The organism is Verrucosispora sp. CNZ293, assembly GCF_002754655.1.
On the sequence record NZ_PEFR01000001.1, the window covers coordinates 5,645,548 to 5,666,480 of the forward strand.

Consider the following 20,933-nt stretch of genomic DNA (forward strand, 5'->3'; position numbering starts at 1 on the left):
GCCGATGCCCGACGACACCCCCGCTCTCGACCTGCTGGCGCTGCTCCCCGACGAGTGGCGGGCGGTGCTGACCCCCCATCTCGACCCGGCCCGGGTGTCCGCGTTGGCCGAGTTCGTCGCCGGGGAGTACGCCGCCGGCCCGGTCTTTCCGCCGGTCGAGGATCTGTTCTCGGCCTATCGGCGCTGCGCGCCGTCGGCCTGCCGGGTGTTGATCCTCGGGCAGGATCCCTACCACCGCGCGGGCCAGGCCCACGGGCTCAGCTTCAGCGTGCGCGAGGGGGTGTCGGTGCCGCCGTCGCTGCGCAACGTCTTCAAGGAGCTGGGCGAGGATCTGGGCGTGCCGAAGCCGCGCAGCGGCAACCTCGACGGCTGGGCGGCGCAGGGCGTGCTGCTGCTCAACTCGGTGCTGACCGTGCGACAGGGTGCCCCCGGCTCGCACGCGAACCGGGGCTGGGAGGAGTTCACCGACGCGACAATCAGGGCACTCGACGCGCTGGACTCCCGGGTGGTCTTTCTGCTCTGGGGCGGCTACGCGCGCAAGAAGGCGGCGCTTGTCACCAACCCGCAGCACGTGGTGTTGGAGGCGGGCCACCCGAGCCCGATGAACCCGCGTGGCTTCCTCGGCAGCCGGCCGTTCAGCGCGGCCAACAAGGCGCTCGCCGACGCCGGCCTGCCCACAATCGACTGGGAGCGCTCGGCCGGCTGAGCCGTGTGCTCCTGCCCCCACGCCGCCCGCACGTACCAGGCGGCGACATCCGCCTGGTTGGTCGATGGAGCCGGTCGGACGACATTCCTTGACTGTCGTCGATCGTTGGATAACGATATCGGAAATATAGATGCTCGCTAACGTCTCAAGTCTGGGGGTCAGTGGCGACGCAAAGTGGCAGTGGAGTACCCACACAACTGACAGTCCGGCAATTCGTACAACTATGGCGTGGCATCGGCGCGTGGTGACCGTCCCTCAACCACCCGCACCCCGCCGATCACGTCACGCCGCCTCTCGCAGGGAGAAGCACACCACCATGAACGAAGTCCCCACCCACCCCAAGAGTCGCCGACGCGGCCGCGTCAGGATGCTGGCTGCCGCCGCCTTCGCCGCGGTGTTGGCCACCACCGGCACCGTCGCGATCTCGGCCAGCCCCGCCCAGGCCGAGGCCGACCGGCAGGTCTGTTCGAACACGGAAGGCACCCACAACGGGTTCTTCTTCTCGTTCTGGAAGGACAGCGGCGACGCCTGCATGGTGTTGCGCGAGAACGGTCGCTACACCAGTTCGTGGAGCAGGAGCACCAACAACTGGGTCGGCGGTAAGGGCTGGAACCCTGGCACCCGCCGCACGATCAGCTACTCGGGCAGCTACAACCCGGGCAACAACAACAGCTACCTCGCGCTGTACGGCTGGACCCGCAACCCGCTCGTGGAGTACTACATCGTCGAGAACTTCGGCAGCTACAACCCGAGCAGCGGCGCCACCCGGCTGGGCAGCGTGACCACCGACGGTGGCACCTACGACATCCTGCGCAGCCAGCGGGTCAACCAGCCCTCGATCGACGGCACCCAGACGTTCTACCAGTACTGGAGCGTCCGGCAGCAGAAGCGCAGCAGCGGCACCATCACCACCGCCAACCACTTCGACGCGTGGGCCCGTGTTGGCCTGAACCTCGGCAACCACTACTACCAGATCATGGCGACCGAGGGTTACCAGAGCCAGGGAAGCTCGGACATCACCCTCACGGAAGGCGGCACCCCCGGCCCCGGCCCGACCAACCCGCCCAACCCGACCACCCCGCCGCCCAGTGGCGGGTCCGGCCAGATGATCGTCGGTCAGCAGTCCGGCCGGTGCCTGGACGTGCCGAACTCCAGCACCAGCAACGGCACCCAGATCCAGTTGTATGACTGCTGGGGTGGCTCGAACCAGCGGTTCACCCACACCTCGAGCCGGCAGCTGACGGTGAACGGCAAGTGCCTGGACGTGCCGAACTCCAGCACGAGCAACGGCACCCGGATTCAGTTGTATGACTGCCACAGCGGCGCGAACCAGCAGTGGAACATCAACTCCAACGGCACGATCACCGGAGTGCAGTCAGGGCTGTGCCTCGACGCCGGTGGCAGCGGTAACGGGGCGATGATCCAGCTGTACAGCTGCTGGGGTGGCGCAAACCAGCAGTGGAGCCGCCGCAACTGATCCGTCGTTTCGGGGCCAGGCTCATGGCCTGGCCCCGAAACAACTCGTCCTGGGTGCGGTGCGCGCGAGCGCTACGACCCGGCGGCGATGGCGGGCGGGCGTCCAAGGGCCGGAGGCGATACGGCTAGGCTGGTTCATTGTGCTCGTACTGGTGGTGGACAGCTCGACCCCGGCGGTGACCGCGGCGCTCGTCGAGGTCACCGCGAGTGGCGTCACGGCCCGGGCGCACCGGTGCACGGTCGACGCGCGGGCGCACGGTGAACTGCTCGCACCGCAGGTGGACGGGGTGCTCACCGACGTCGGCGTCCGGCCGGCCGACCTGGGGGCGGTCGTCGCCGGGCTCGGCCCGGGCCCGTTCACCGGGCTGCGGGTGGGGCTGGTCACCGCAGCCACCATGAGTCAGGTGCTCGGCATCCCGGCGTACGGTGTCTGCTCGCTGGACGCCATCGGCCAGCCGGCGGCGACCGGTGAGCCGGTGCTGGCGGCAAGCGACGCGCGGCGCCGGGAGATCTACTGGGCGGTCTACGACGGGGCCGGCGAACGCCTGGTCGGGCCGGAGGTCGGCGCGCCCGCGGTGGCCGCCGAGCGGGCCCGGGAGTTGGGCGTGACCGCTGCCGTCGGCGACGGTGCCCACCGCTACGCCGAGATCCTGGGCCTGCCGCTGCGGGCCGAGCCCCGCTATCCGGACGCGGTTGCGCTCGCCGCCCTGGCCGCGGAGCGGATCCGCGCCGGTGCCCCCGGTGATCCGCTCACCCCGCTCTACCTGCGCCGTCCGGACGCGGTGGCGGCCACCGTGCGCAAGCCGGTGCTGCCGTGAGCCGGTCGGGGCCGGCCCGGTTCCGCTGGTGGCACATCGACGAGGTGTTGCCGATCGAGGCGGACCTCTTCGGTGCCGAGCAGTGGTCCGCGGCGATGTTCTGGAACGAACTGTCCCACGGGCACTTCTACCGGGTGGTCACCGACGACGGCGGCGGCGTGCTCGGCTACGCCGGGCTGGCGGTCGCTCCGCCCGACGAGGCGTGGGTGCAGAACGTCGCGGTCCGGCGGGACGCGCAGCGCCGGGGGATCGGCCGGCTGCTGCTGGAGGCGCTGCTCACCGAGGCCAACCGGGTGGGTGTACGCGCCGTGCTGTTGGAGGTCGCCGCCGACAACGCGCCGGCCCAGCGGCTCTACGCGATGCACGGATTCGAGCCGATCGGCGTGCGACGCGGCTACTACCAATCGAGCAACACCGACGCGCTGGTGATGCAGCGCACCCAGGACTGAGACATCGCATGGCTGACGAACCACTGATCCTCGGCATCGAGACCTCGTGCGACGAGACAGGTGTCGGTGTCGTACGCGGGCACACCCTGCTCGCCGACGCGCTCGCGTCCAGCGTGGACCAGCACGCCCGGTTCGGCGGGGTGGTGCCGGAGGTGGCCAGCCGGGCGCACCTGGAGGCGATCGTGCCGACCATGGAGCGGGCGCTGACCGAGGCGGGGGTGACGCTCGCCGACATCGACGCGATAGCTGTCACCGCCGGGCCGGGACTGGCCGGTGCGCTGCTGGTCGGGGTGGCGGCGGCCAAGGGGTACGCGGTGGCCGCCGAGAAGCCGGTGTACGGCGTAAACCATCTCGCCGCGCACGTCGCGGTGGACACGCTGGAACACGGTCCGCTGCCCGAACCGGCGATCGCGCTGCTGGTTTCCGGCGGTCATTCGTCGCTGCTGCTCGTCGACGACCTGGCCCGGGGCGTCACGCCGCTGGGTGCCACCATCGACGACGCGGCCGGCGAGGCGTTCGACAAGGTGGCCCGCCTGCTCGGACTGCCGTTCCCCGGTGGGCCGTACATCGATCGGGAGGCCCGGGCCGGTGACCCGGCGGCGATCGCCTTCCCGCGTGGCCTGACCGCCGCGAAGGATCTCGTCGCGCACCGGCACGACTTCTCCTTCTCCGGGTTGAAGACAGCTGTGGCTCGGTGGGTGGAGGCCCGCGAGCGGGCCGGCGAACCGGTCCCGATCGCGGACGTGGCCGCGTCCTTCCAGGAGGCGGTCTGCGACGTGCTCGTGGACAAGGCCATGGACGCCTGCCGTGGCCAGGGTGTGGAGACGCTTGTGATCGGCGGGGGAGTGGCGGCCAACTCGCGGCTGCGGGCGATGGCCGAGCAGCGGGCCGCCCGGCACGGCATCCGCGTCCGGGTGCCCCGGCCGGGCCTGTGCACCGACAACGGCGCGATGGTGGCCGCCCTCGGCGCGCACCTGGTCGCCTCGGGTGTCGCGCCCAGCCGGCTCGACCTGCCCGCGGATTCGGCCCTGCCGCTGACCACTGTCAGTGTCTGAGGAGGACGGCGACGTGATCGTACGGATGTGGGAGGCACGGGCGGAGCCGTACGCGCTCGCCGACCTGATCACCTGGGTCTGCGACAGCGCGCTGCCCGAGTTCGAGCACGACCCGCTGCACCTGTCCAGTGAGGTCTTCTCCTCGACCGACCACCGGGTCGTGGTGATCTCCAAGTGGCGCAGCAGCCCTCGGCCGCTGCCGGACCCGCCGGTGATGCTGCTCGCCCGGCAGCCGCATTCCTGGGACTTCACCCAGGTCGACCGCTGACGCGACCCGGGCCGGCCGCTGGTTCGACGGCGGCGTGGAGCGCGCCGGTCAGCGGATGGTCACCGTGGTGGTGGCGGTGGAGCGGTCGATCTCGCTGGTCCGGGCACTGATCCGCAGCGTCCAGTCCCCGGCGACCGGGAAGTGGATCTCGGCGCTGCCGTGGTGCGGCTCCAGCGCGAACACGTCGACGGTGATCGGCTCGATGCCGGCCGCCGGCAGGGCCGCGGTGACCGTCCACTCCGCCACCGGCAACTCCTTCGCCTGCGGGGTGTAGACGTACGCGTGCAGGCTGTTCGTGGTGCCGGAGACCGCCGGGTAGATGTCGAACTGAAGGGTGAACAGATCGGTGGTGATCGACTGCGCGACGCCCTCCCGGGTCACCCCGTCGGCCGCTGAGCCGGCGGTGCGGCCGGGGGGTGTCTGTACCAGCACCGCGGTAAGCGCCAGCACCACAGCGGTCACGGCGAGTTCCACACCGGCCGCTCGGGTGATCCACCTGGGCCGGCTCGCCGCGACCCGGCGGCGGATCAGTCGACGCTGTCCGGCCGCGACGGCCAGCACCCCGGCCAGCAGCGCCGCCTTGGCCAGGAGGAGACGGCCGTAGGTGCTGCCCCACAGGGCCGAGAGCCGACCGAGTTCGATGGCGGCCTGAAGGACTCCGGCGGTGACGAGCCAGGCCACGGCCAGCGTGGCCCACCTGGACCAGGCTGGCAGGATCCGGGCGAGGACCCGCTCGTGGGTGCCCCGAAGCAGGAACACGGTGAGGGTGAGCAGCCCACCCAACCAGACGGTGACCCCGGCGATGTGCACCGTGGTCAGCACGATGCTCACCGGCGGCACCGGCGAGGCGACCGGGTGCCCGGCCAGCGGCCAGGTGACGAGCCCGGCCAGGCCGATCACCGCAAGTGCCGCACCGGGTAACCGGCCTGCGCCGGCGACGCGACCGGCCGACGAACTGCCACCCCGCATCACGGCCGGCAGCAGGGCCGCCGCCAGACCGACAAGTGCCAGGCGTACCGCCAGCACCACTCCGACGTCGCTGTCCGCGACCGCCCTCAGGTCGGTCGGGGTGAGTTGACCGACCGGCGCACCCACCACCTGGGCCGCCTGCCCGACCCAGGTGCCGAGGGTGCCGGCGGCGACCAGCCCGAGCCCGCCAAATGCCACGACTGTCGCTCCCCTGCGGGACCGGCGTCGGGGCCACATTGTCGCGGTGAGCAGCGGCGGGCCGACCGCCAGGAGCAGCCCCAGGTACCCGAGGTACTTGGCGGCCGGGACGAGTACCCCGGCCGGCGACTCGGAATCCGCCAGGGCCGGCGCGGGCGGGGTCGCCGAGGGCGCTCCGGCGGCGAAGGTGAAACTGCCCGCGACCGGGTGGCTGTCCGCCGAGATGACGCGGTAGCTGACCAGGTAGGTGCCGAGCGGACGATCCGAGGGCCGCAGGGCGATCCGGATGGTCCGGTCCCGGACCTCCGGTTCGCCGACGTTTATCCGCTTGCCGTCGGGGGCGAGGACCTGCACCCGACCGGGGACCACGGCGATGGTCTCGCTGAAGGTCACGAGCACTTCGCGCGGGGCGTACCCGAGCACCTCGTCGCGTTGCGGGGTGGTGGCCACCACGACGGCGTGCGCCGCCGCTGGGCCGGCGGAGCCCAGGGCGGCGCACAGTGCGACGAGGATCAGCCCGAGCAGGGCAGCGGCTCGGGTACGAACTGTCATCGAATCAGGTGGTGGCGGTCAGCTGCGGCGGAACATGCGGTACGTGAGGAAGCCGCCGGTGCCGAGGGCGCCGAGGAAGATCGCCCAGATCAGCGTGTTGCTGACGCCGATCTGTGGGCCGGTGTTGGCCGACGCGGCAGCGAGCAGGCCGTCGTTGCCGGGGGCCGGCAGTGCGGCCGGCGGTAGCTCGGCCCAGCGGACCAGCCCGGTGCTCTCCAGCATGATCATGTGGTCGCCGACGAACTTGTTCGTCGCGTCGGCCAGGTCGCGGACGACATCGTTGCGGGTACTGGCCCGGACCGCCCCGATGACCGGGAAGATCTTTCCGTGGGCGACCCGCAGCCGGGTGACGAAGATCTGGTCGAAGCGGGCGCCCCTGGCGTCCTTCATCTCATTCAGCCAGTCCTGCTGTTCGGCGGTCGGCTGGTTCGGGATGGTCGCACCGAGCTTGTTGGCCGCCTCCACGGTGAGTCGGTCCAGTTCCTCGTGCTGCCGGGCGATCTCCGCGCCGATCTCCCGGACCACCTTCGACTGGCCCTTCTCGGCGGCCATCTGCCCGGCCGGCATCTCCCAGAGCCCGGCCAGCCGCACCCCGTCGAGCAGGGCCTGGTCGGCGGCGGCGAGCTGCTGGGCGGCGGGTGCGCCCAGCGCCATGCCGGGCAGGACGACGAGAGCTGCGGCGATCGTGGTGAGCAGCACCGCCAAGCGACGGGACCGGTTGCCCTGCCGGCGACGAGTGGAATCCAGCGGTGCCATGTCTGCGGCGCCTCCTCGGACGAGAACCGATCGGTTGAGCGTCGGACGTCCGCACCCCGTCGGCCGTCCCGCAACCAGGTACGGATTGTGCGACCGATCAGTTCACCGGTTGGCGAAACCGGCTCGCGAAATCTGGAACTGGAGGTCAGCTAACGTCGAGCGGGTCGGCCAGCAGCCGGTCGAAGGCCAGTTCGGCGGCACCGACCAGGGGAGCGTCGGCACCGAGCTTGGGCGTACGCAGCCGGACGTGCTCCAGACAGGCCGGCAGCCCGTTCGAGTTGAGCCGGCTGCGCACCTGGGCGGCGGCGGCCAGATAGAGGTCGCGCATGGTGCCGCCGAAGATGACCATCTCCGGGTTGAAGATGTTCACCAGGTTGGCGACGCCGAAGCCGAGCCAGTCGCCGGCCTGCCGTACCGCGATCTGGGCCCGGGCGTCCCCTCGGTCGGCGGCGTCGAAGACCGCCAACATCGCCTCCTGACCCCGGGCGTCCGAGCGGCCGGCGGCCCGGAGCAGCCCGTGCTCGCCGATCTCGGTCTCCCAGCAACCCCGGTTGCCGCATTCACAGCGGGCCCCGTCCCGGGCCACCACCATGTGGCCCACCTCGCCGCTGTAACCGCCGTGCCCGGTCAGCCGCCGCCCGCCGGCGATGATCCCGGCGCCGACGCCGACGTCGCCGTAGAGGTAGATGACGTTGTCGCAGCCGGCCGCCGCACCACGGGCGTGTTCGGCGAAGGCCGCCACGTCGGCCACGTTCCCGACGGTGACCGGCACGTCGACCCCGAGTTCGGTGCCGAGGGCCGTGCCGATGGGTTCGTCCACCCATCCGGTGGTCGGTCCGAGCCGGACCAGGCCGTCGTCTCGGCGGACCATGCCGCAGACCGCCACCCCGGCACCGACGCAGACGGCGTCCTCCGGCAACGCCTGGCGCATCTCCTTGACCGCTCCGGCCAGCAGCGGCGCGGCCTCCGCGGCGGTGAGACCGCGTGGACGGTCCAGCTCCCGGCGGTCGAGCACCGCGCCGCCCAGCCCGACCCGCGCGGCCCGCAGCCGGTCCACCTCGATGCTGTACGCGTACGCGAAGACCCGGTCCGACTCGGGCCGGACGACAAGCGACGGTCGTCCGGCCCGGCCGGTTTCCCTCGGCGCCCCCTCAGTCACCAGGCCGGCCGCGGCGAGGTCGGCGGTGAGCGCGCCGATGGTGCTCCGGTTCAACCCGAGCGCGGTGGTCAGTTCCGCGCGCGTGGTCGCACCGTGCACGTGCACGAAGCGCAGCAGGGCACCGAGATTCTGTCGACGAATCTCGTCCTGGCTCGGTCCCACGCGCATCGGTTGTGACTACTTTCGGTGGAGCGGATCAGCGGCTGCCGGTGGCGGCGGCTCGTCGGCGCGACAGGGCGTCGACGCTTGCCGCCAGAAGCAGCACCACGCCGGTGACCACGTACTTGACGCCCGAGCTGTAGCCCATCAGGCCCATGCCGTTGTCGATCACCGCGACCACGGCGCCACCGAGCACCGCGTCCAGCACCCGGCCCTTGCCGCCGAAGAGGCTGGTACCACCGATCACGGCCGCGCCCACGGCGTAGAGCAGCACGTTGCTGCCACCGGTGTTCGGGTCGACCGAGTTGGCCCGGCTCGCGGCGACGATGCCGCCGATCGCGGCCATGGTGGAGCAGATGACGAAGACCGAGATGCGGATCCGGTCCACGTTGATACCGGCCCGGCGGGCGGCCTCCTTGTTGCCGCCGACCGCGTAGATGTGCCGGCCGTAGCTGGTGCGATGGAGCACGAAGGTCCCGATGATGAGCAGCACGGCGATGATCGGCACCACGATCGGCACGCCCTTGAGCGAGCTGATCAGCACGTTGCGGCTGCGCTCCAGGTTGAGCATGTAGACCGCGAGGCCGAGGATGACCGCCAGCCCGCCGACCCGGGCGAGCACCACCGTGATCGGGTCGGTGACCAGGCCCCGCGCCGCGCGGTTGCGGTGACGGAGTAGCTGCACGGCGGCGTACCCGGCGACTGCCACGGCGGCGAGCGCCCAGCCGAGCAGCGGCGGCAGGTTGCGGTTGGCGATCGCGACCAGCACCGGGTCGCGTACCGAGATGTTGCGGCCCTGCTCCATCAGCAGCAGCACCACGCCCTGGAAGGCCAGGAAGCCGGCCAGGGTGACCACGAAGGAGGGAATGCCGATCTTGGCGACCAGGAGGCCGAGGATCGTGCCGATCACCATGCCGGTGAGCACGGCGGCGGCCACCGCGACGTACCAGGGGTGTCCGAGCACGGTCACCACGTTGGCCAGCACCGCCGCGCAGACGCCGCTGGCGAAACCGGCTGACAGGTCGATCTCACCCAGCAGCAGGACGAAGACCAGGCCCATCGCGATCAGCGTGACCGCCGCGCCCTGGGTGAACAGGTTGGCGAAGTTCCCGGCGCTGAGAAACGACGGCCGCAGGATCGAGAAGACCGTGCAGAGGACGAGCAGGCCGAGGACGGCGGGCAGGGCTCCGATGTCGCCACCGCGTACCCGTCGCCAGTAGTCGCGCACATGGTTGCCGACGGACGGCGTCGACGTGACGGCGGCGGGACCGTCCTGCTTGACGGCTGTGGTGCTCATGAGACGCCTCCCGTGGTGCTGTCGGCCGGCGCCGCGCCGTTGCCGTTGGTGGCCGCTTCGCTGGCCAGCCCGAGTTCGCCCGAGCGGCCGGCGGTGATCAGTTCGACCACCTGCGCGTGAGTGATGTCGGTGGTCTTCACCTGGGCGACCATCTGGCCGAGGTAGAGCGCGGCGATGCGGTCGGAGACGGCGAAGACGTCGTTCATGTTGTGCGAGATGAGCACGACGGCCAGGCCGTTGTCGGCCAGCCGCCGGACCAGTTCAAGCACCTGGGCGGTCTGCGCGACGCCCAACGCGGCGGTCGGCTCGTCCAGGATCACCAGCCTGCTGTTCCAGAGCACCGCCTTGGCGATCGCCACCGTCTGGCGTTGGCCGCCGGAGAGACTGGCGACGTGCTGGCGCAGCGACTTGACGGTGCGTACGGAAAGCCCGGCGAGGGTCTCGGCCGCCATCTGTTCCATGGTCGGCTCGTCGAGGACGATGCCGCTGCGCTTCTCGCGGCCGAGGAACATGTTCTGCACGATGTCGAGGTTGTCGCAGAGCGCGAGGTCCTGGTAGACGACCTCGATGCCGAGCGCTGCGGCGTCACGCGGGCTGTGGATGTTCACCGGCCGGCCGTCGAAGACGAACTGCCCGGCGTCGGTCGGGTAGATGCCGCTGATGCACTTGACCAGGGTCGACTTGCCGGCGCCGTTGTCACCGACGAGCGCGGTGACCTCGCCCGGGTAGGCGGCGAAGGCGACGTCGCGTAGCACCTGGACGGGACCGAAACTCTTGTCGATCCCGCGTAGCTCCAGCAGAGGGGTCGCGGACACGGGGTTCTCCTTTGTCACGGAGGGAGATCGGAGCCCGTCCAGCGGCGGCAGGCCGCCCGGCACGGGTTTACCGTGCCGGGCGGCGCCGCCTAGGCGGGTGAGGTCAGCTGATGCCCGCTTCGGTGCACAGCGCGGCGAAGTCGCCGGTGCAGACCTCTTCCTTGGTCACGAAACCGTCGGCGATGACGTCCTTGACGTTCTCCTTGTAGATCGCCTGCGGGGTGAGGAGGACGGCGGGCACGTCCCGGTTGCCCTCCGGGTCCTTGACGGTCTGGCCGGTCTCCTTGCGCTCGCCCTTGGCCAGCGCGATGGCCAGCTCGGCGGCGGCGTCGGCCTCCTGCTTGACCGCCTTGTAGACGGTCATGCACTGGTCGCCGGCGAGGATGTTCTGCAGGCCCTGCGTGGTGGCGTCCTGGCCGGTCACCGGGACCTTGCCGTTGAGGTTGTTCTTCTTCAGCACCGAGATGGCGGCGTTGCCGAGGCCGTCGTTCGCGGCCAGCACACCGTCGATCTTGCCGCCGGTCTGGGTGAGCATCTGCTCGAAGATCGTGGCGGCCTGGGCGTTGTCCCAGTCCGGCACGGACTGGTCCGGGCCCTTGACGTATTCGTTCGCGTCGAACTTGGGCTTGAGGACCGAGTCGTAGCCGTTCTTGAACAGGGTGGCGTTGTTGTCGGTCGGCGACCCGTTCAGGTACGCCACGACCGGCTTCTCGGCCTTCTGGTCGGTCAGGCACTTGGCCAGACCCTCGCCCTGGAGCTTGCCGACGGCCTCGTTGTCGAAGCTGACGTAGTACTCCGCCGAGCCGCCGAGGGTGAGGCGGTCGTAGTCGATGGTGGCGACGCCCTGCGACTTGGCCTTGTCGAGGACGGCCTTGCCGGTGCCGGAGTCCAGGTTCACGATCATCAGCGCGGTGACGCCACTCGTGATCATCTGGTCGGCGATGGTCTGGAACGCGGTCTTGTCGCCCTGGGCGTTCTGGATGTCGTACTCGACGCCGGCGGCCTCGAAGGCGGCCTGGAGGAACTTGCGGTCGGCGCCCTCCCAGCGGGCGGAGGACTTGCTGTCCGGCAGGATCACGCCGATCTTCGGGGTCACGTCGGAGCCGGCCTGGTCGCCGCCGGAATCGTCGCCGCAGGCCGTCAGGCTGCCGAGGGCCAGCAGGCCCACGGTGCCGACGGCGAGGAAGCCCTTGCGCATGTGCAGGGTCCTTTCGAGGGTGGGGAAGGGTGTCGGTGTTTTGTTTTGTTGTGTCCGGCAACGTATTGCGCGCCACACGCCAGCACAAGGGTGAGCCGGACACGAGTTTGTTGTCGGCGGTAACAATTCAGCAACGCCCTCGACACCGTGCCGCCACCGTCCGTGTTCCGGTACCCGGCGTCCGATTCGGCTCCGGACGCCCGGGCGGATCAGCCGGCGGCGAGGATCAGCCGGTGGCGACGGATGCGGTTCGGGCTCCGGTGAGGGTGACCAGATCGGTGGGGGCCAGCTCCACCTGGAGTCCCCGGCGGCCGGCCGAGACGTACACGGTCGGATGGTCAAGGGCGGAGACGTCGAGCACCGTGGGCAGCCGCCGTCGCTGGCCCAGCGGGCTGATGCCGCCCCGGACGTACCCGGTGGCCCGCTCGGCCACCACCCGGTCGGCAAGCGTGGCCCGCTTGCCGCCGACGGCCGCCGCAAGTGCCTTGAGGTCGAGTCCGCCGGTGACCGGCACCACCGCCACGGTCAACGCTCCGTCGACCTCGGTGACCAGGGTCTTGAAGACCCGTTGCGGCGTCACCGCGAGCGCGGCGGCGACAAGCGCGCCGTAGTTGGGCTCGTCAGGCGAGACATCGTACGGATGGGTGCGGTGGTCGACCTTCCGCTGTGCCAGCAGCGCGATCGCCGGGGTGCCACGTCCCGCCATGACCGCCAAGGTAGCCCCGGCCCGATGCCCGAACCAGTGTCTTCCCAGCCGGTGGTGTGCCGGGTCGGGTTCAGGCCGCCGGCCGGCAGACCAGAACCGTCGGAGCGGCAGCGACCCGGGTGAGCACCAGGCTCGCCGGCTGGTCACCGGTCAGCCGCAGGTCGCGTCGGAGCCGTTCGGGCTCCAGCGCGGAGCCACGCTTGAGGATCTCCACCCGGCCGACCCGCCGCTCCCGCAGCAGCGCCCGGAGCCGTTTGAGGGAGAACGGCAGCACGTCGGTCACCTCCAGGCAGCGGGCGTACGGCGTGGGCCGTGCCGCGTCCGCGTAGAGGTAGGCGATTGTCGGGTCGGCCAACGTGGCGTCCAGCTCGGCGGCCAGCTCGGCCACCAGGTGAGCCCGGACCACCGCCGGATCCGGGTCGTAGACGAAGCGTCGCACCGTCCCGACCGCTGCCTCACGTGCCCCCGTTCCGGTCAGCTGGTACGTCGCCGGGCCGTCGGTGTGCCGGCTTCCGCCGCCGGCTCCGTCGGTGTGGTGGGTTCCGCCGTCCGCCGGGTGACCGGAGGAAGCTGTTGCTCCGCTCGGGACGTCAGCCGGAAGTTTCTCCTTCAGCACTGTCGCGCGGCGGGGCAGCTCGGCCAGCTCACCGCACCAGAGGGCCGCCTCGACCAGGTCGCCGTCCACGCTCACCCACTCCGCCTCCGCGTCGGGCGGGATCAACGCGTGGTCGATCCCCGGCGCGACCTTCACCACCGTGCGCGGCACCCGTTCGGCCAGGCCGGTCACGAAGTCCCACGACGGCGAGTACGAGTTCGGGTCGAAGATCCGCCGGCCGGTGCCGGCCCGGCGTCGGGCCGGGTCGCAGAAGACCGCCTCGACCCCTGTCACGTCGAACGCGGTCGCGTCGCCACACTCGACGGTGACCAGGTCGGCCAGCCCGGCGGCCCGAGCGTTCGCCTCGGCCAGCGCGGCGGTGAGCGGGTCCGCCTCGACCGCGTACACCCGGATGCCGGCGCGAGCGGCGGCGAGCGCGTCGGCCCCCAGCCCGCAGCCCAGGTCGGCAAGCGTGCGCACCCCCGCGGCGCGCAGCCGCCGCGCCCGCCGGTCGGCGACGACCCGTCGGGTGGCCTGCTCCAGGCCGGGCCGGGTGAAGAACATGCCGGCCGCCGCCGGCCCGAACTTGCCGGTCGCCCGGCGGCGCAGCTCCGCCTGGGTCAGCGCCGCCGCCGCGAGCCCGGCCGGCACCCCGGCCGAACGCAGCGCCGCCGCCGCGGTCAGCGGATCGTCGCCGGCCACCCGGGCCGCCGCGTCGAGCGCGGCCGACCCCTCAGCGGTACGCAACGCGCCGAACTGCTCCAGATCCACCCGCCCATTCTCCCGACCCGCACCAGCCTGACCCACGCGCCCCGGGGCAGGCACCCGCCGGGGCGCGGCGTGATCGTCTGCACTTCAGTGAGTCGACACGCCGATGTCCGAGTCACTGAAGTGCAGACGATCAACGTGCGGCTGGCCGGCCGGCCGGGCGGGCTCGGCGGTGGCGGTGGGGGTCAGTGAGTGGGGCGGTGGGTGGTGATGAAGGTGCGCCAGGCGGGCGGGGTGAAGGTGAGTGCCGGGCCGGCCGGGTCCTTGCTGTCGCGTACGGCGACCACGCCGGGCAGGTTGTCGGCGACCTCGACGCAGGCGCCGCCATTCTGATTGCTGCGGGAGGATTTGCGCCAGGCGGCACGGGTCAGGTCCATGACTTCGCCACTTCCTCGATCAGGCGGGCGGACTGCCGGCGCGGCAGCGCCTCACCGGCCACAGTCTCCCAACGCCGCCCCAGACTGGCAAGGTCGTTCGGGCTGTCCACAGTGTGCCCCCGGAGCTGGTTGTCCAGGTGCGCCACCTCGGTGCCGTCGGCGAGCCGAGCCAGCACGAACGGGCCGGCAAGCCCGCCGTACCACGGGGTCTCGGCCGGGATGATCCGCACCTGGACGTGCGGGCGGTCGGCGAGGCTGCGCAGGTGCTCCACCTGCTCGCGCATCGTCGCGCGCTCGCCCACCTGCCGGCGCAGCACCTGCTCGTCGAGCACCGCGACGAGCTGTGGCGGCTCCTCACGGGCGAGCACCTCCTGCCGGGCCATCCGGGCCAGCACCCGCTTCTCGATCTGCTCGTGGCTGAGCGGTGGACCGACCCGCAGCATCGCCCGCGCGTACGCCTCGGTCTGGAGCAGGCCCGGCACCACTGCCGGGTCGTACCAGCGCAGCGCGACCGCCTCCCGCTCGATCTCGCCCCACGGCCGGAACCAGTCCGGCTCGGCGTGCAGCCGGATCAGCTCCAGCATCCCGACGAAGAGGCCGCCGGTCTCCAGCACCTTGTCGAACCGGGCCAGGTAGTCGGCGCTCAGCTGGTTCGGGCCGATCTCCATCGCGCTCACCGCCGACGGGGAGTAGTTGATCATCTTGCTCAGCTCCTCCTGGCTGAGCCCGCGCACCTTGCGAGCCCGACGCAACTGGTCGCGCAGGAATCCAAGAGTTGGGATGTCCGCCATCTGTCCGCCCTCCGTGACGTTGTCGCGCCGGAGAGTAAGGGTCGACCGATCGGCGGGGAAGTCACTGTCGGCGTGTTGCGGTCAACCCTGGCGAACGACTGCGGAACAGTGCGGGAAAAGTGGTGACGTGGGTGCGGAAGAGCGGCGACACGAGGGTGGCGGATTGGCACTCTCCTTGACGGAGTGCTAGCCGAGGAATAACCTGCGATTAGCACTCTCACCCTGAGGGTGCCAACCTTCGGGCCCTGGTGTCCGGGGGTTGAACGCCAGGCGGACCGGCACCCGCGACGACGGCCCCGCCCGGTGGCATGTGGCAGATTGACGCCGGTCGGCATGCCGATCGGCAACGAAACCAAGTACCCCAGGAGGGTATGCCCGTGACTACCGCGACCAAGGTTGCGATCAAGCCGCTCGAGGACCGCATCGTGGTCCAGGCGAACGAGGCCGAGACCACCACCGCCTCGGGCATCGTGATCCCCGACACCGCCAAGGAGAAGCCGCAGGAGGGCACCGTCCTCGCTGTCGGCCCGGGCCGGATCGACGACAAGGGCAACCGCGTGCCGATCGACGTCTCCGTCGGCGACACCGTTCTCTACTCGAAGTACGGCGGCACCGAGGTCAAGTACGCCGGCGAGGAGTACCTGGTGCTCTCCGCCCGCGACGTCCTCGCGGTCATCGAGAAGTAAGCAACCGATCAGTGTCGTTGCCCCGGTCCGGCTCGCCGGGCCGGGGCAACGTCGCTTTCGAAGGGACATAGATGGCGAAGATCCTGAGCTTCTCGGACGACGCCCGGCACCTGCTGGAGCACGGTGTCAACGCGCTCGCCGACGCGGTCAAGGTCACCCTCGGGCCGCGCGGGCGCAACGTCGTCCTCGACAAGAAATTCGGTGCGCCGACGATCACCAACGATGGCGTGACCATCGCCAAGGAGATCGAGCTCACCAACCCGTACGAGAACCTCGGCGCGCAGTTGGTCAAGGAGGTGGCGACCAAGACCAACGACGTCGCCGGCGACGGGACCACCACCGCGACCGTGCTCGCCCAGGCCATGGTCCGCGAGGGTCTGCGTAACGTCACCGCGGGCGCCAACCCGGCCGGCCTCAAGCGGGGCATCGACGCTGCCGCCGCCAAGGTCTCCGAGGCGCTGCTCGGCAAGGCGGTGGACGTCTCCGACAAGAAGTCTGTCGCGCACGTGGCGACGATCTCCGCGCAGGACGCCACCATCGGCGAGCTGATCGCCGAGGCGATGGAGAAGGTCGGCCGCGACGGTGTCATCACCGTCGAGGAGGGCTCCGCCCTGCACACCGAGCTGGACGTCACCGAGGGCCTCCAGTTCGACAAGGGCTTCATCTCGCCGAACTTCGTCACCGACGCGGAGTCGCAGGAGTCGGTGCTGGAGGACGCGTACGTCCTGATCACCACGCAGAAGATCTCCGCGATCGAGGAGCTGCTGCCGCTGCTGGAGAAGGTCCTCCAGAACAACAAGCCGCTGCTCATCATCGCCGAGGACGTCGAGGGTCAGGCGCTGTCCACCCTGGTGGTCAACGCGATCCGCAAGACCATCAAGGTCTGCGCGGTCAAGGCGCCCGGCTTCGGTGACCGCCGCAAGGCGATGCTCCAGGACATGGCGATCCTCACCGGCGCCGAGCTGGTCGCCCCGGAACTGGGCTACAAGCTCGACCAGGTCGGCCTGGAGGTGCTGGGCAGCGCCCGGCGCATCGTGGTCGACAAGGAGACCACCACTGTCGTCGACGGTGGTGGCCAGGCCAGCGAGGTCGCCGACCGGGTCGCCCAGATCCGCAAGGAGATCGAGGCCTCGGACTCCGAGTGGGACCGGGAGAAGCTGGCCGAGCGGCTGGCGAAGCTCTCCGGTGGCATCGCCGTGGTCAAGGTCGGCGCGGCCACCGAGGTCGAGATGAAGGAGCGCAAGCACCGCATCGAGGACGCCATCGCCGCGACCAAGGCCGCGGTCGAGGAGGGTACGGTGCCCGGCGGCGGTGCCGCCCTGGCGCAGATCCTGCCGGTGCTCGCCGACGACCTCGGCTTCACCGGCGACGAGAAGGTCGGCGTGTCGATCGTGCGTAAGGCACTTGTCGAGCCGCTGCGCTGGATCGCCCAGAACGCCGGCCACGACGGCTACGTCGTCGTGCAGAAGGTCACCGACAGCGACTGGGGCCACGGCCTCGACGCCGCCATCGGCGAGTACGTCGACCTGACCAAGTCGGGCATCATCGACCCGGTCAAGGTGACCCGCAACGCGGTCACCAACGCCGCGTCGATCGCCGGTCTGCTGCTCACCACCGAGAGCCTCGTGGTGGAGAAGCCGGCCGAGCCGGAGCCCACCGCGGGCGGCCACGGCCACTCGCACGGCCACGGTCACGGTCACAGCCACCAGCACGGCCCGGGCTTCTGAGCCCTGCCGTACGCCGAACGTGGGGCGCACCGTCGACGAGACGGTGCGCCCCACGCGCTTTGAGTCGGCGTACCGGTGACGAGAGGTTACGAACGCTGACGCCGACTACCGGACCGGTGGTCGGTGGGAAACACTTGGCGGGTGAGCAGCACGACACCTCGGTTCGCCGCCCTGGCCGGCGTCGCCGCCGCTGCGGCGGCCATCGGCACCGCCGAACTGGTTGCCGCCCTGACCGGCCCCCGCTCGTCGCCGCTCGTCGCGGTCGGCGGCCTCGTGGTGGACACCGCCCCCGAACCGGTCAAGCGGTTCGGCATCGAGGTCTTCGGCACGTACGACAAGATCGCCCTGCTGGTGGGTACGGCGCTGCTGCTCGGCGGCTTCGCCGCCCTGTTGGGCATGCTGGCCGCCCGCCGGCTGACGGTGGGACTGGCCGGCATCGCCGTCTTCGGCGGGATCGGCGCGGCGGCGGCCCTGACCCGGGCCGGCGCGGACGCCGCCGACGTGCTGCCGTCACTTGTCGGTGCGGCGGTCGGCGGACTGGCGCTCTGGACGTTCGTCGCCGGCCCGCTGGAACTGGACCCGTGGCCCTGGTCCCCACCGACACCGGCCGGCCCGCCGGCCCTCGGAAATCCGCCAGCCTCGGGCGACCCGTCGGTCCCCGGAGGGCCGGGGCGGCGGGTCGATCCGGACTCGCGGCGGCGGTTCCTCACCGGCGTCGGGACCGTGCTCGGGGTGGCCGCCGTCGGGGGAGTCGCCGGGCGGTGGCTGGCCGGCCGTCAGGGCGTGTCGGCCGCCCGCGAGGCGATCACGCTGCCGGCCCCCGTCTCCGCCGCACCACCGGTGCCGGCCGGCGCTGACCTGGCCCAGCCCGGGCTGGCCAGCTACGTCACGTCGAACCGCAGCTTCTACCGGATCGACACCGCGCTCGTGGTGCCGCAGGTCGATCCCGCGACCTGGCAGCTGCGCATTCACGGCCGGGTCCGCAACCCGATCACGCTGAGCTACGCCGATCTGCTGGCCCGACCCATGGTGGAGCGGTACGTGACGCTCGCCTGCGTCTCGAACGAGGTCGGCGGCGACCTGATCGGCAACGCGCGCTGGCTCGGCGTACCGATCCGGGATCTGCTCGACGAGGTGGGGCCGCTGGACGGCGCCGACCAGGTGGTCGGGCGTTCGGTGGACGGTTGGACCTGTGGCACCCCGACGGCCGCGCTGCGTGACGGACGGGACGCGCTGCTCGCCGTCGGCATGAACGGCGAGCCGCTCCCGGTGCAGCACGGTTTCCCGGTCCGGATGGTGGTGCCCGGCCTGTACGGCTACGTGTCGGCGTGCAAGTGGATCACCGAGTTGGAGTTGACCAGCTTCGCTGACTTCGACGCGTACTGGGTTCCCCGGGGCTGGTCGGCGCAGGGACCGGTGAAGACGCAGTCGCGGATCGACACGCCCCGCCCACGCAACCGCCCGGCCGCCGGCCCGGTCACCGTCGCCGGCGTCGCCTGGGCGCAGCACCGGGGCATTGACCGCGTCGAGGTACGCGTCGACGAGGGGCCCTGGCAGGAGGCTCAACTGGCGCCGACGATCTCGGTGGACACCTGGGTGCAGTGGTCGTGGCAGTGGCCGGCCACCCCTGGCGAGCACACCCTCCAGGTCCGGGCGACGGACAGCACCGGCGAGACGCAGACCGGCGAGCCGCGCGGCGTCGCCCCCAACGGCGCAACCGGCTGGCACTCCGTAACCCTCACCATCACCTGACCCCCGCCCACCCACCCACCCACCCCACCCCAGCCTGGTTGATCATGAAGTTGTTGTCGTCGACACGCCGATGGCGCGACAACAACTTCATGATCAACGAGGTCAGGGACGGGGGCGGGGGCGGGGGCGGGGGGCAGGGCGGCGCCGCGCCCCTGCGGTGGGGGCGCGGCGCCGGTGGTGCGGTTGGTCAGGCGACGTTGCGTTGGATGGGCATCGTCGACCGGTGGGAACTGCCCAGCCGGGCCTCCAGCCGGTTGACGTCGACACGGGTCTGCCGGCGGTCGGCGAGGTCCTCCCAGCCGACCGCGAGCAGGCGCAGTCGCTCGGACTCGCTGAAGCCACCCCACACGCCGTACGGCTCGCGTACCGCAAGGGCGTGCGCGGCGCACTCGGCGCGGACCGGGCAGGCACGGCAGACGGCCTTGGCGGAGGATTCCCGGCGCAGCCGGGACGAGCCCCGCTCGCCGTCGGGGTGGAAGAACTGGGCGCTGTCGCGGCCCCGGCAGGCACCGAGCCGCTGCCAGTCCCAGAGGTCGATGATGGGTCCGGGCAGTCTACGTACGTTCGACATCAGCACCCCTCCTCTCGCGCGGCACCGCGAGACAGCTTGTGGCCGGTTGTCCGGGCGGCGGGCCGCGCAGGCGCACCGTTCCCGGCCTGGCCACTCCCTACCCGGGCGTCCCTCGCCTCACACGTCTTTGATCCAGAACACTTGACGAATTGCGGCATATGCCCTGTCTGTCGGAAAAGTTGGGAGGATTGCCCGGAACCTCCTCCCGACCGGGGCTGGTCGTGGTCTGCTCGTCAGCGGAGAGGAGATGCCTGTGCGTACCGTTCTCGTGTGCGTTCGAACGCCGCTCGCGGCGCAGCACCTGACCTCCGCGGCAGCGCGGTTGGGATTGTCGGGTGCCGTCCGGACGGCGGTCTCCGACCCTGAGGTGATGTTGCGGTTGGCCGAGCGTCCGGCTGACGTGGTGCTCGCCGACACCGCGCTCACCCGCCCCGACAGCGTCGGCTTCGTCCGCCGGGTGCTGGCCCGCGCCCCGCAGGCCGCTGTCCTGCTGCTCGGCGCCGAGGAGTCCGAGGCGGCGGCGGCGACAATCGGCGCCGGGGCGCGCGGGCTCATCCAGGGAGTCGACCAGGATCTGACGAGCGCAGTCGCCAAGGCGCTGCTGCTGCTGGCCGCGCCCGGCCGGGCCAACCGGCACCGAATCGCTGACCCCGCCCGGGATGCCGCAGCCGTCGGTGGCCCCGCCCGGCCCGGGCCCGGCGGTCGCACCGGTGGCGAGGCACAGACCACCTGGCCGGGTACGGACGCGGCAGGCGGGCCGGCGATGGTGCCGGCGCAGCGCGGCGACGACCCGGCCGAGGCGGGTGCCGAGTCCGAGCCGGAGAAGCCGTCACCGACCCGGCCCGACCGGGCCACGATCGGCCTCACCGAACGGGAGCTGCAGGTGCTGCTCGGGATGGCGGAAGGCAAGAGCAACGCCGAGATCGGCCGGGAACTGTTCGTCTCCGAGGACACCGTGAAGACTCACGCCCGACGGCTGTTCCGCAAGCTCGGTGCCCGCGATCGGGCGCACGCCGTGGCCGCCGGATTCCGGGCCGGGCTGGTCGCGTGAACTAGCCGGCCGGCCCGGCCGGCCGATTTCGTCC

21 protein-coding genes are annotated in these 20,933 nt (G+C 71.3%); 10 read left to right on the forward strand and 11 right to left on the reverse strand.

Annotated elements, in window-relative coordinates; genetic code table 11:
• Positions 1 to 4: 4 nt before the first annotated feature.
• The 6 genes from ung to CLT74_RS25820 all read left to right on the forward strand — a co-directional run bounded on the left by ung (position 5) and on the right by CLT74_RS25820 (position 4,772).
• Positions 5 to 706, forward strand: a complete 702-nt coding sequence (gene ung, locus CLT74_RS25795; RefSeq protein ID WP_099849692.1) for a uracil-DNA glycosylase — start codon at positions 5 to 7, stop codon at positions 704 to 706.
• 316 nt (positions 707 to 1,022) lie between these two features.
• Complete coding sequence (locus CLT74_RS25800) at positions 1,023 to 2,183, forward strand: glycoside hydrolase family 11 protein (protein WP_199172263.1); 1,161 nt, start codon at positions 1,023 to 1,025, stop codon at positions 2,181 to 2,183.
• A 139-nt stretch (positions 2,184 to 2,322) separates the two neighbouring features.
• Entirely contained in the window at positions 2,323 to 3,000 is a 678-nt protein-coding gene (tsaB, locus tag CLT74_RS25805) for a tRNA (adenosine(37)-N6)-threonylcarbamoyltransferase complex dimerization subunit type 1 TsaB (protein ID WP_099849697.1), read from the forward strand.
• The gene (gene rimI / locus CLT74_RS25810; RefSeq protein WP_099849699.1) at positions 2,997 to 3,449 is read left to right on the forward strand and encodes a ribosomal protein S18-alanine N-acetyltransferase; all 453 of its coding nucleotides are present in this window, start codon (positions 2,997 to 2,999) and stop codon (positions 3,447 to 3,449) included. The genes tsaB and rimI overlap by 4 nt, the downstream gene beginning before the upstream one ends.
• Positions 3,450 to 3,457: 8 nt before the next feature.
• Complete coding sequence (tsaD, locus tag CLT74_RS25815; RefSeq protein WP_099849701.1) at positions 3,458 to 4,504, forward strand: tRNA (adenosine(37)-N6)-threonylcarbamoyltransferase complex transferase subunit TsaD; 1,047 nt, start codon at positions 3,458 to 3,460, stop codon at positions 4,502 to 4,504.
• Between the two features lie 13 nt (positions 4,505 to 4,517).
• Positions 4,518 to 4,772: a hypothetical protein gene (locus CLT74_RS25820; RefSeq protein WP_099852920.1), complete on the forward strand. Its 255-nt coding sequence runs from the start codon at positions 4,518 to 4,520 to the stop codon at positions 4,770 to 4,772.
• Positions 4,773 to 4,820: 48 nt separating this feature from the next.
• Here CLT74_RS25820 and CLT74_RS25825 read toward each other — a convergent pair whose 3' ends face one another.
• The 10 genes from CLT74_RS25825 to CLT74_RS25870 form a co-directional block, all read right to left on the reverse strand.
• Positions 4,821 to 6,491 (reverse strand): copper resistance protein CopC/CopD, encoded by a 1,671-nt coding sequence (locus CLT74_RS25825; RefSeq protein WP_099849703.1) that lies wholly within the window; start codon positions 6,489 to 6,491, stop codon positions 4,821 to 4,823.
• 18 nt (positions 6,492 to 6,509) lie between these two features.
• Entirely contained in the window at positions 6,510 to 7,247 is a 738-nt protein-coding gene (locus CLT74_RS25830; RefSeq protein ID WP_099849705.1) for a DUF4142 domain-containing protein, read from the reverse strand.
• Between the two features lie 145 nt (positions 7,248 to 7,392).
• On the reverse strand, positions 7,393 to 8,574 hold the full coding sequence (locus tag CLT74_RS25835) for an ROK family protein (RefSeq protein WP_099849707.1): 1,182 nt from the start codon (positions 8,572 to 8,574) through the stop codon (positions 7,393 to 7,395).
• A 28-nt stretch (positions 8,575 to 8,602) separates the two neighbouring features.
• Positions 8,603 to 9,862 (reverse strand): ABC transporter permease subunit, encoded by a 1,260-nt coding sequence (locus CLT74_RS25840; protein WP_099849709.1) that lies wholly within the window; start codon positions 9,860 to 9,862, stop codon positions 8,603 to 8,605.
• Complete coding sequence (locus CLT74_RS25845) at positions 9,859 to 10,677, reverse strand: ATP-binding cassette domain-containing protein (protein ID WP_099849711.1); 819 nt, start codon at positions 10,675 to 10,677, stop codon at positions 9,859 to 9,861. Before CLT74_RS25845 ends, CLT74_RS25840 begins: the two co-directional genes overlap by 4 nt.
• A gap of 103 nt (positions 10,678 to 10,780) precedes the next feature.
• Positions 10,781 to 11,875: a substrate-binding domain-containing protein gene (locus tag CLT74_RS25850; RefSeq protein WP_099849713.1), complete on the reverse strand. Its 1,095-nt coding sequence runs from the start codon at positions 11,873 to 11,875 to the stop codon at positions 10,781 to 10,783.
• Between the two features lie 226 nt (positions 11,876 to 12,101).
• Positions 12,102 to 12,581 carry a Cys-tRNA(Pro) deacylase gene (ybaK, locus tag CLT74_RS25855; protein ID WP_099849715.1) on the reverse strand — a complete coding sequence of 160 codons (480 nt, stop codon included), beginning with the start codon at positions 12,579 to 12,581 and terminating at the stop codon, positions 12,102 to 12,104.
• Positions 12,582 to 12,651: 70 nt separating this feature from the next.
• Positions 12,652 to 13,947 (reverse strand): THUMP-like domain-containing protein, encoded by a 1,296-nt coding sequence (locus CLT74_RS25860; protein ID WP_099849717.1) that lies wholly within the window; start codon positions 13,945 to 13,947, stop codon positions 12,652 to 12,654.
• A gap of 182 nt (positions 13,948 to 14,129) precedes the next feature.
• Positions 14,130 to 14,321, reverse strand: a complete 192-nt coding sequence (locus tag CLT74_RS25865) for a DUF397 domain-containing protein (RefSeq protein WP_099849718.1) — start codon at positions 14,319 to 14,321, stop codon at positions 14,130 to 14,132.
• Entirely contained in the window at positions 14,312 to 15,112 is an 801-nt protein-coding gene (locus CLT74_RS25870) for a Scr1 family TA system antitoxin-like transcriptional regulator (RefSeq protein ID WP_099849720.1), read from the reverse strand. The genes CLT74_RS25865 and CLT74_RS25870 overlap by 10 nt, the downstream gene beginning before the upstream one ends.
• A gap of 371 nt (positions 15,113 to 15,483) precedes the next feature.
• Here CLT74_RS25870 and groES point away from each other — a divergent pair, with 371 nt between their 5' ends.
• The 3 genes from groES (at position 15,484) to CLT74_RS25885 (ending at position 19,277) form a co-directional block, all read left to right on the forward strand.
• Positions 15,484 to 15,798 (forward strand): co-chaperone GroES, encoded by a 315-nt coding sequence (gene groES / locus CLT74_RS25875; RefSeq protein WP_089155197.1) that lies wholly within the window; start codon positions 15,484 to 15,486, stop codon positions 15,796 to 15,798.
• A gap of 71 nt (positions 15,799 to 15,869) precedes the next feature.
• Positions 15,870 to 17,525, forward strand: a complete 1,656-nt coding sequence (gene groL, locus CLT74_RS25880) for a chaperonin GroEL (RefSeq protein WP_099849722.1) — start codon at positions 15,870 to 15,872, stop codon at positions 17,523 to 17,525.
• A 141-nt stretch (positions 17,526 to 17,666) separates the two neighbouring features.
• Positions 17,667 to 19,277, forward strand: coding sequence for a molybdopterin-dependent oxidoreductase (locus CLT74_RS25885; protein WP_099849724.1), 1,611 nt, complete (start codon positions 17,667 to 17,669; stop codon positions 19,275 to 19,277).
• A 187-nt stretch (positions 19,278 to 19,464) separates the two neighbouring features.
• Here the strand turns inward: CLT74_RS25885 and CLT74_RS25890 are convergent, their stop codons facing one another.
• Positions 19,465 to 19,848 carry a WhiB family transcriptional regulator gene (locus CLT74_RS25890; protein ID WP_099852924.1) on the reverse strand — a complete coding sequence of 128 codons (384 nt, stop codon included), beginning with the start codon at positions 19,846 to 19,848 and terminating at the stop codon, positions 19,465 to 19,467.
• Positions 19,849 to 20,101: 253 nt separating this feature from the next.
• Here CLT74_RS25890 and CLT74_RS25895 point away from each other — a divergent pair, with 253 nt between their 5' ends.
• Positions 20,102 to 20,899, forward strand: a complete 798-nt coding sequence (locus tag CLT74_RS25895) for a response regulator transcription factor (protein ID WP_099849727.1) — start codon at positions 20,102 to 20,104, stop codon at positions 20,897 to 20,899.
• Positions 20,900 to 20,933: the final 34 nt, after the last annotated feature.

Coding starts and splice junctions, on each gene's coding strand:
- ung (WP_099849692.1), top strand. CDS start 5: ATGCCCGACGACACCCCCGCTCTCGACCTGCTGGCGCTGCTCCCCGAC.
- CLT74_RS25800 (WP_199172263.1), top strand. CDS start 1,023: ATGAACGAAGTCCCCACCCACCCCAAGAGTCGCCGACGCGGCCGCGTC.
- tsaD (WP_099849701.1), top strand. CDS start 3,458: ATGGCTGACGAACCACTGATCCTCGGCATCGAGACCTCGTGCGACGAG.
- CLT74_RS25825 (WP_099849703.1), bottom strand. CDS start 6,491: ATGACAGTTCGTACCCGAGCCGCTGCCCTGCTCGGGCTGATCCTCGTC.
- CLT74_RS25830 (WP_099849705.1), bottom strand. CDS start 7,247: ATGGCACCGCTGGATTCCACTCGTCGCCGGCAGGGCAACCGGTCCCGT.
- CLT74_RS25835 (WP_099849707.1), bottom strand. CDS start 8,574: ATGCGCGTGGGACCGAGCCAGGACGAGATTCGTCGACAGAATCTCGGT.
- CLT74_RS25840 (WP_099849709.1), bottom strand. CDS start 9,862: ATGAGCACCACAGCCGTCAAGCAGGACGGTCCCGCCGCCGTCACGTCG.
- CLT74_RS25850 (WP_099849713.1), bottom strand. CDS start 11,875: ATGCGCAAGGGCTTCCTCGCCGTCGGCACCGTGGGCCTGCTGGCCCTC.
- ybaK (WP_099849715.1), bottom strand. CDS start 12,581: ATGGCGGGACGTGGCACCCCGGCGATCGCGCTGCTGGCACAGCGGAAG.
- CLT74_RS25865 (WP_099849718.1), bottom strand. CDS start 14,321: ATGGACCTGACCCGTGCCGCCTGGCGCAAATCCTCCCGCAGCAATCAG.
- CLT74_RS25870 (WP_099849720.1), bottom strand. CDS start 15,112: ATGGCGGACATCCCAACTCTTGGATTCCTGCGCGACCAGTTGCGTCGG.
- groES (WP_089155197.1), top strand. CDS start 15,484: ATGCCCGTGACTACCGCGACCAAGGTTGCGATCAAGCCGCTCGAGGAC.
- groL (WP_099849722.1), top strand. CDS start 15,870: ATGGCGAAGATCCTGAGCTTCTCGGACGACGCCCGGCACCTGCTGGAG.
- CLT74_RS25890 (WP_099852924.1), bottom strand. CDS start 19,848: ATGTCGAACGTACGTAGACTGCCCGGACCCATCATCGACCTCTGGGAC.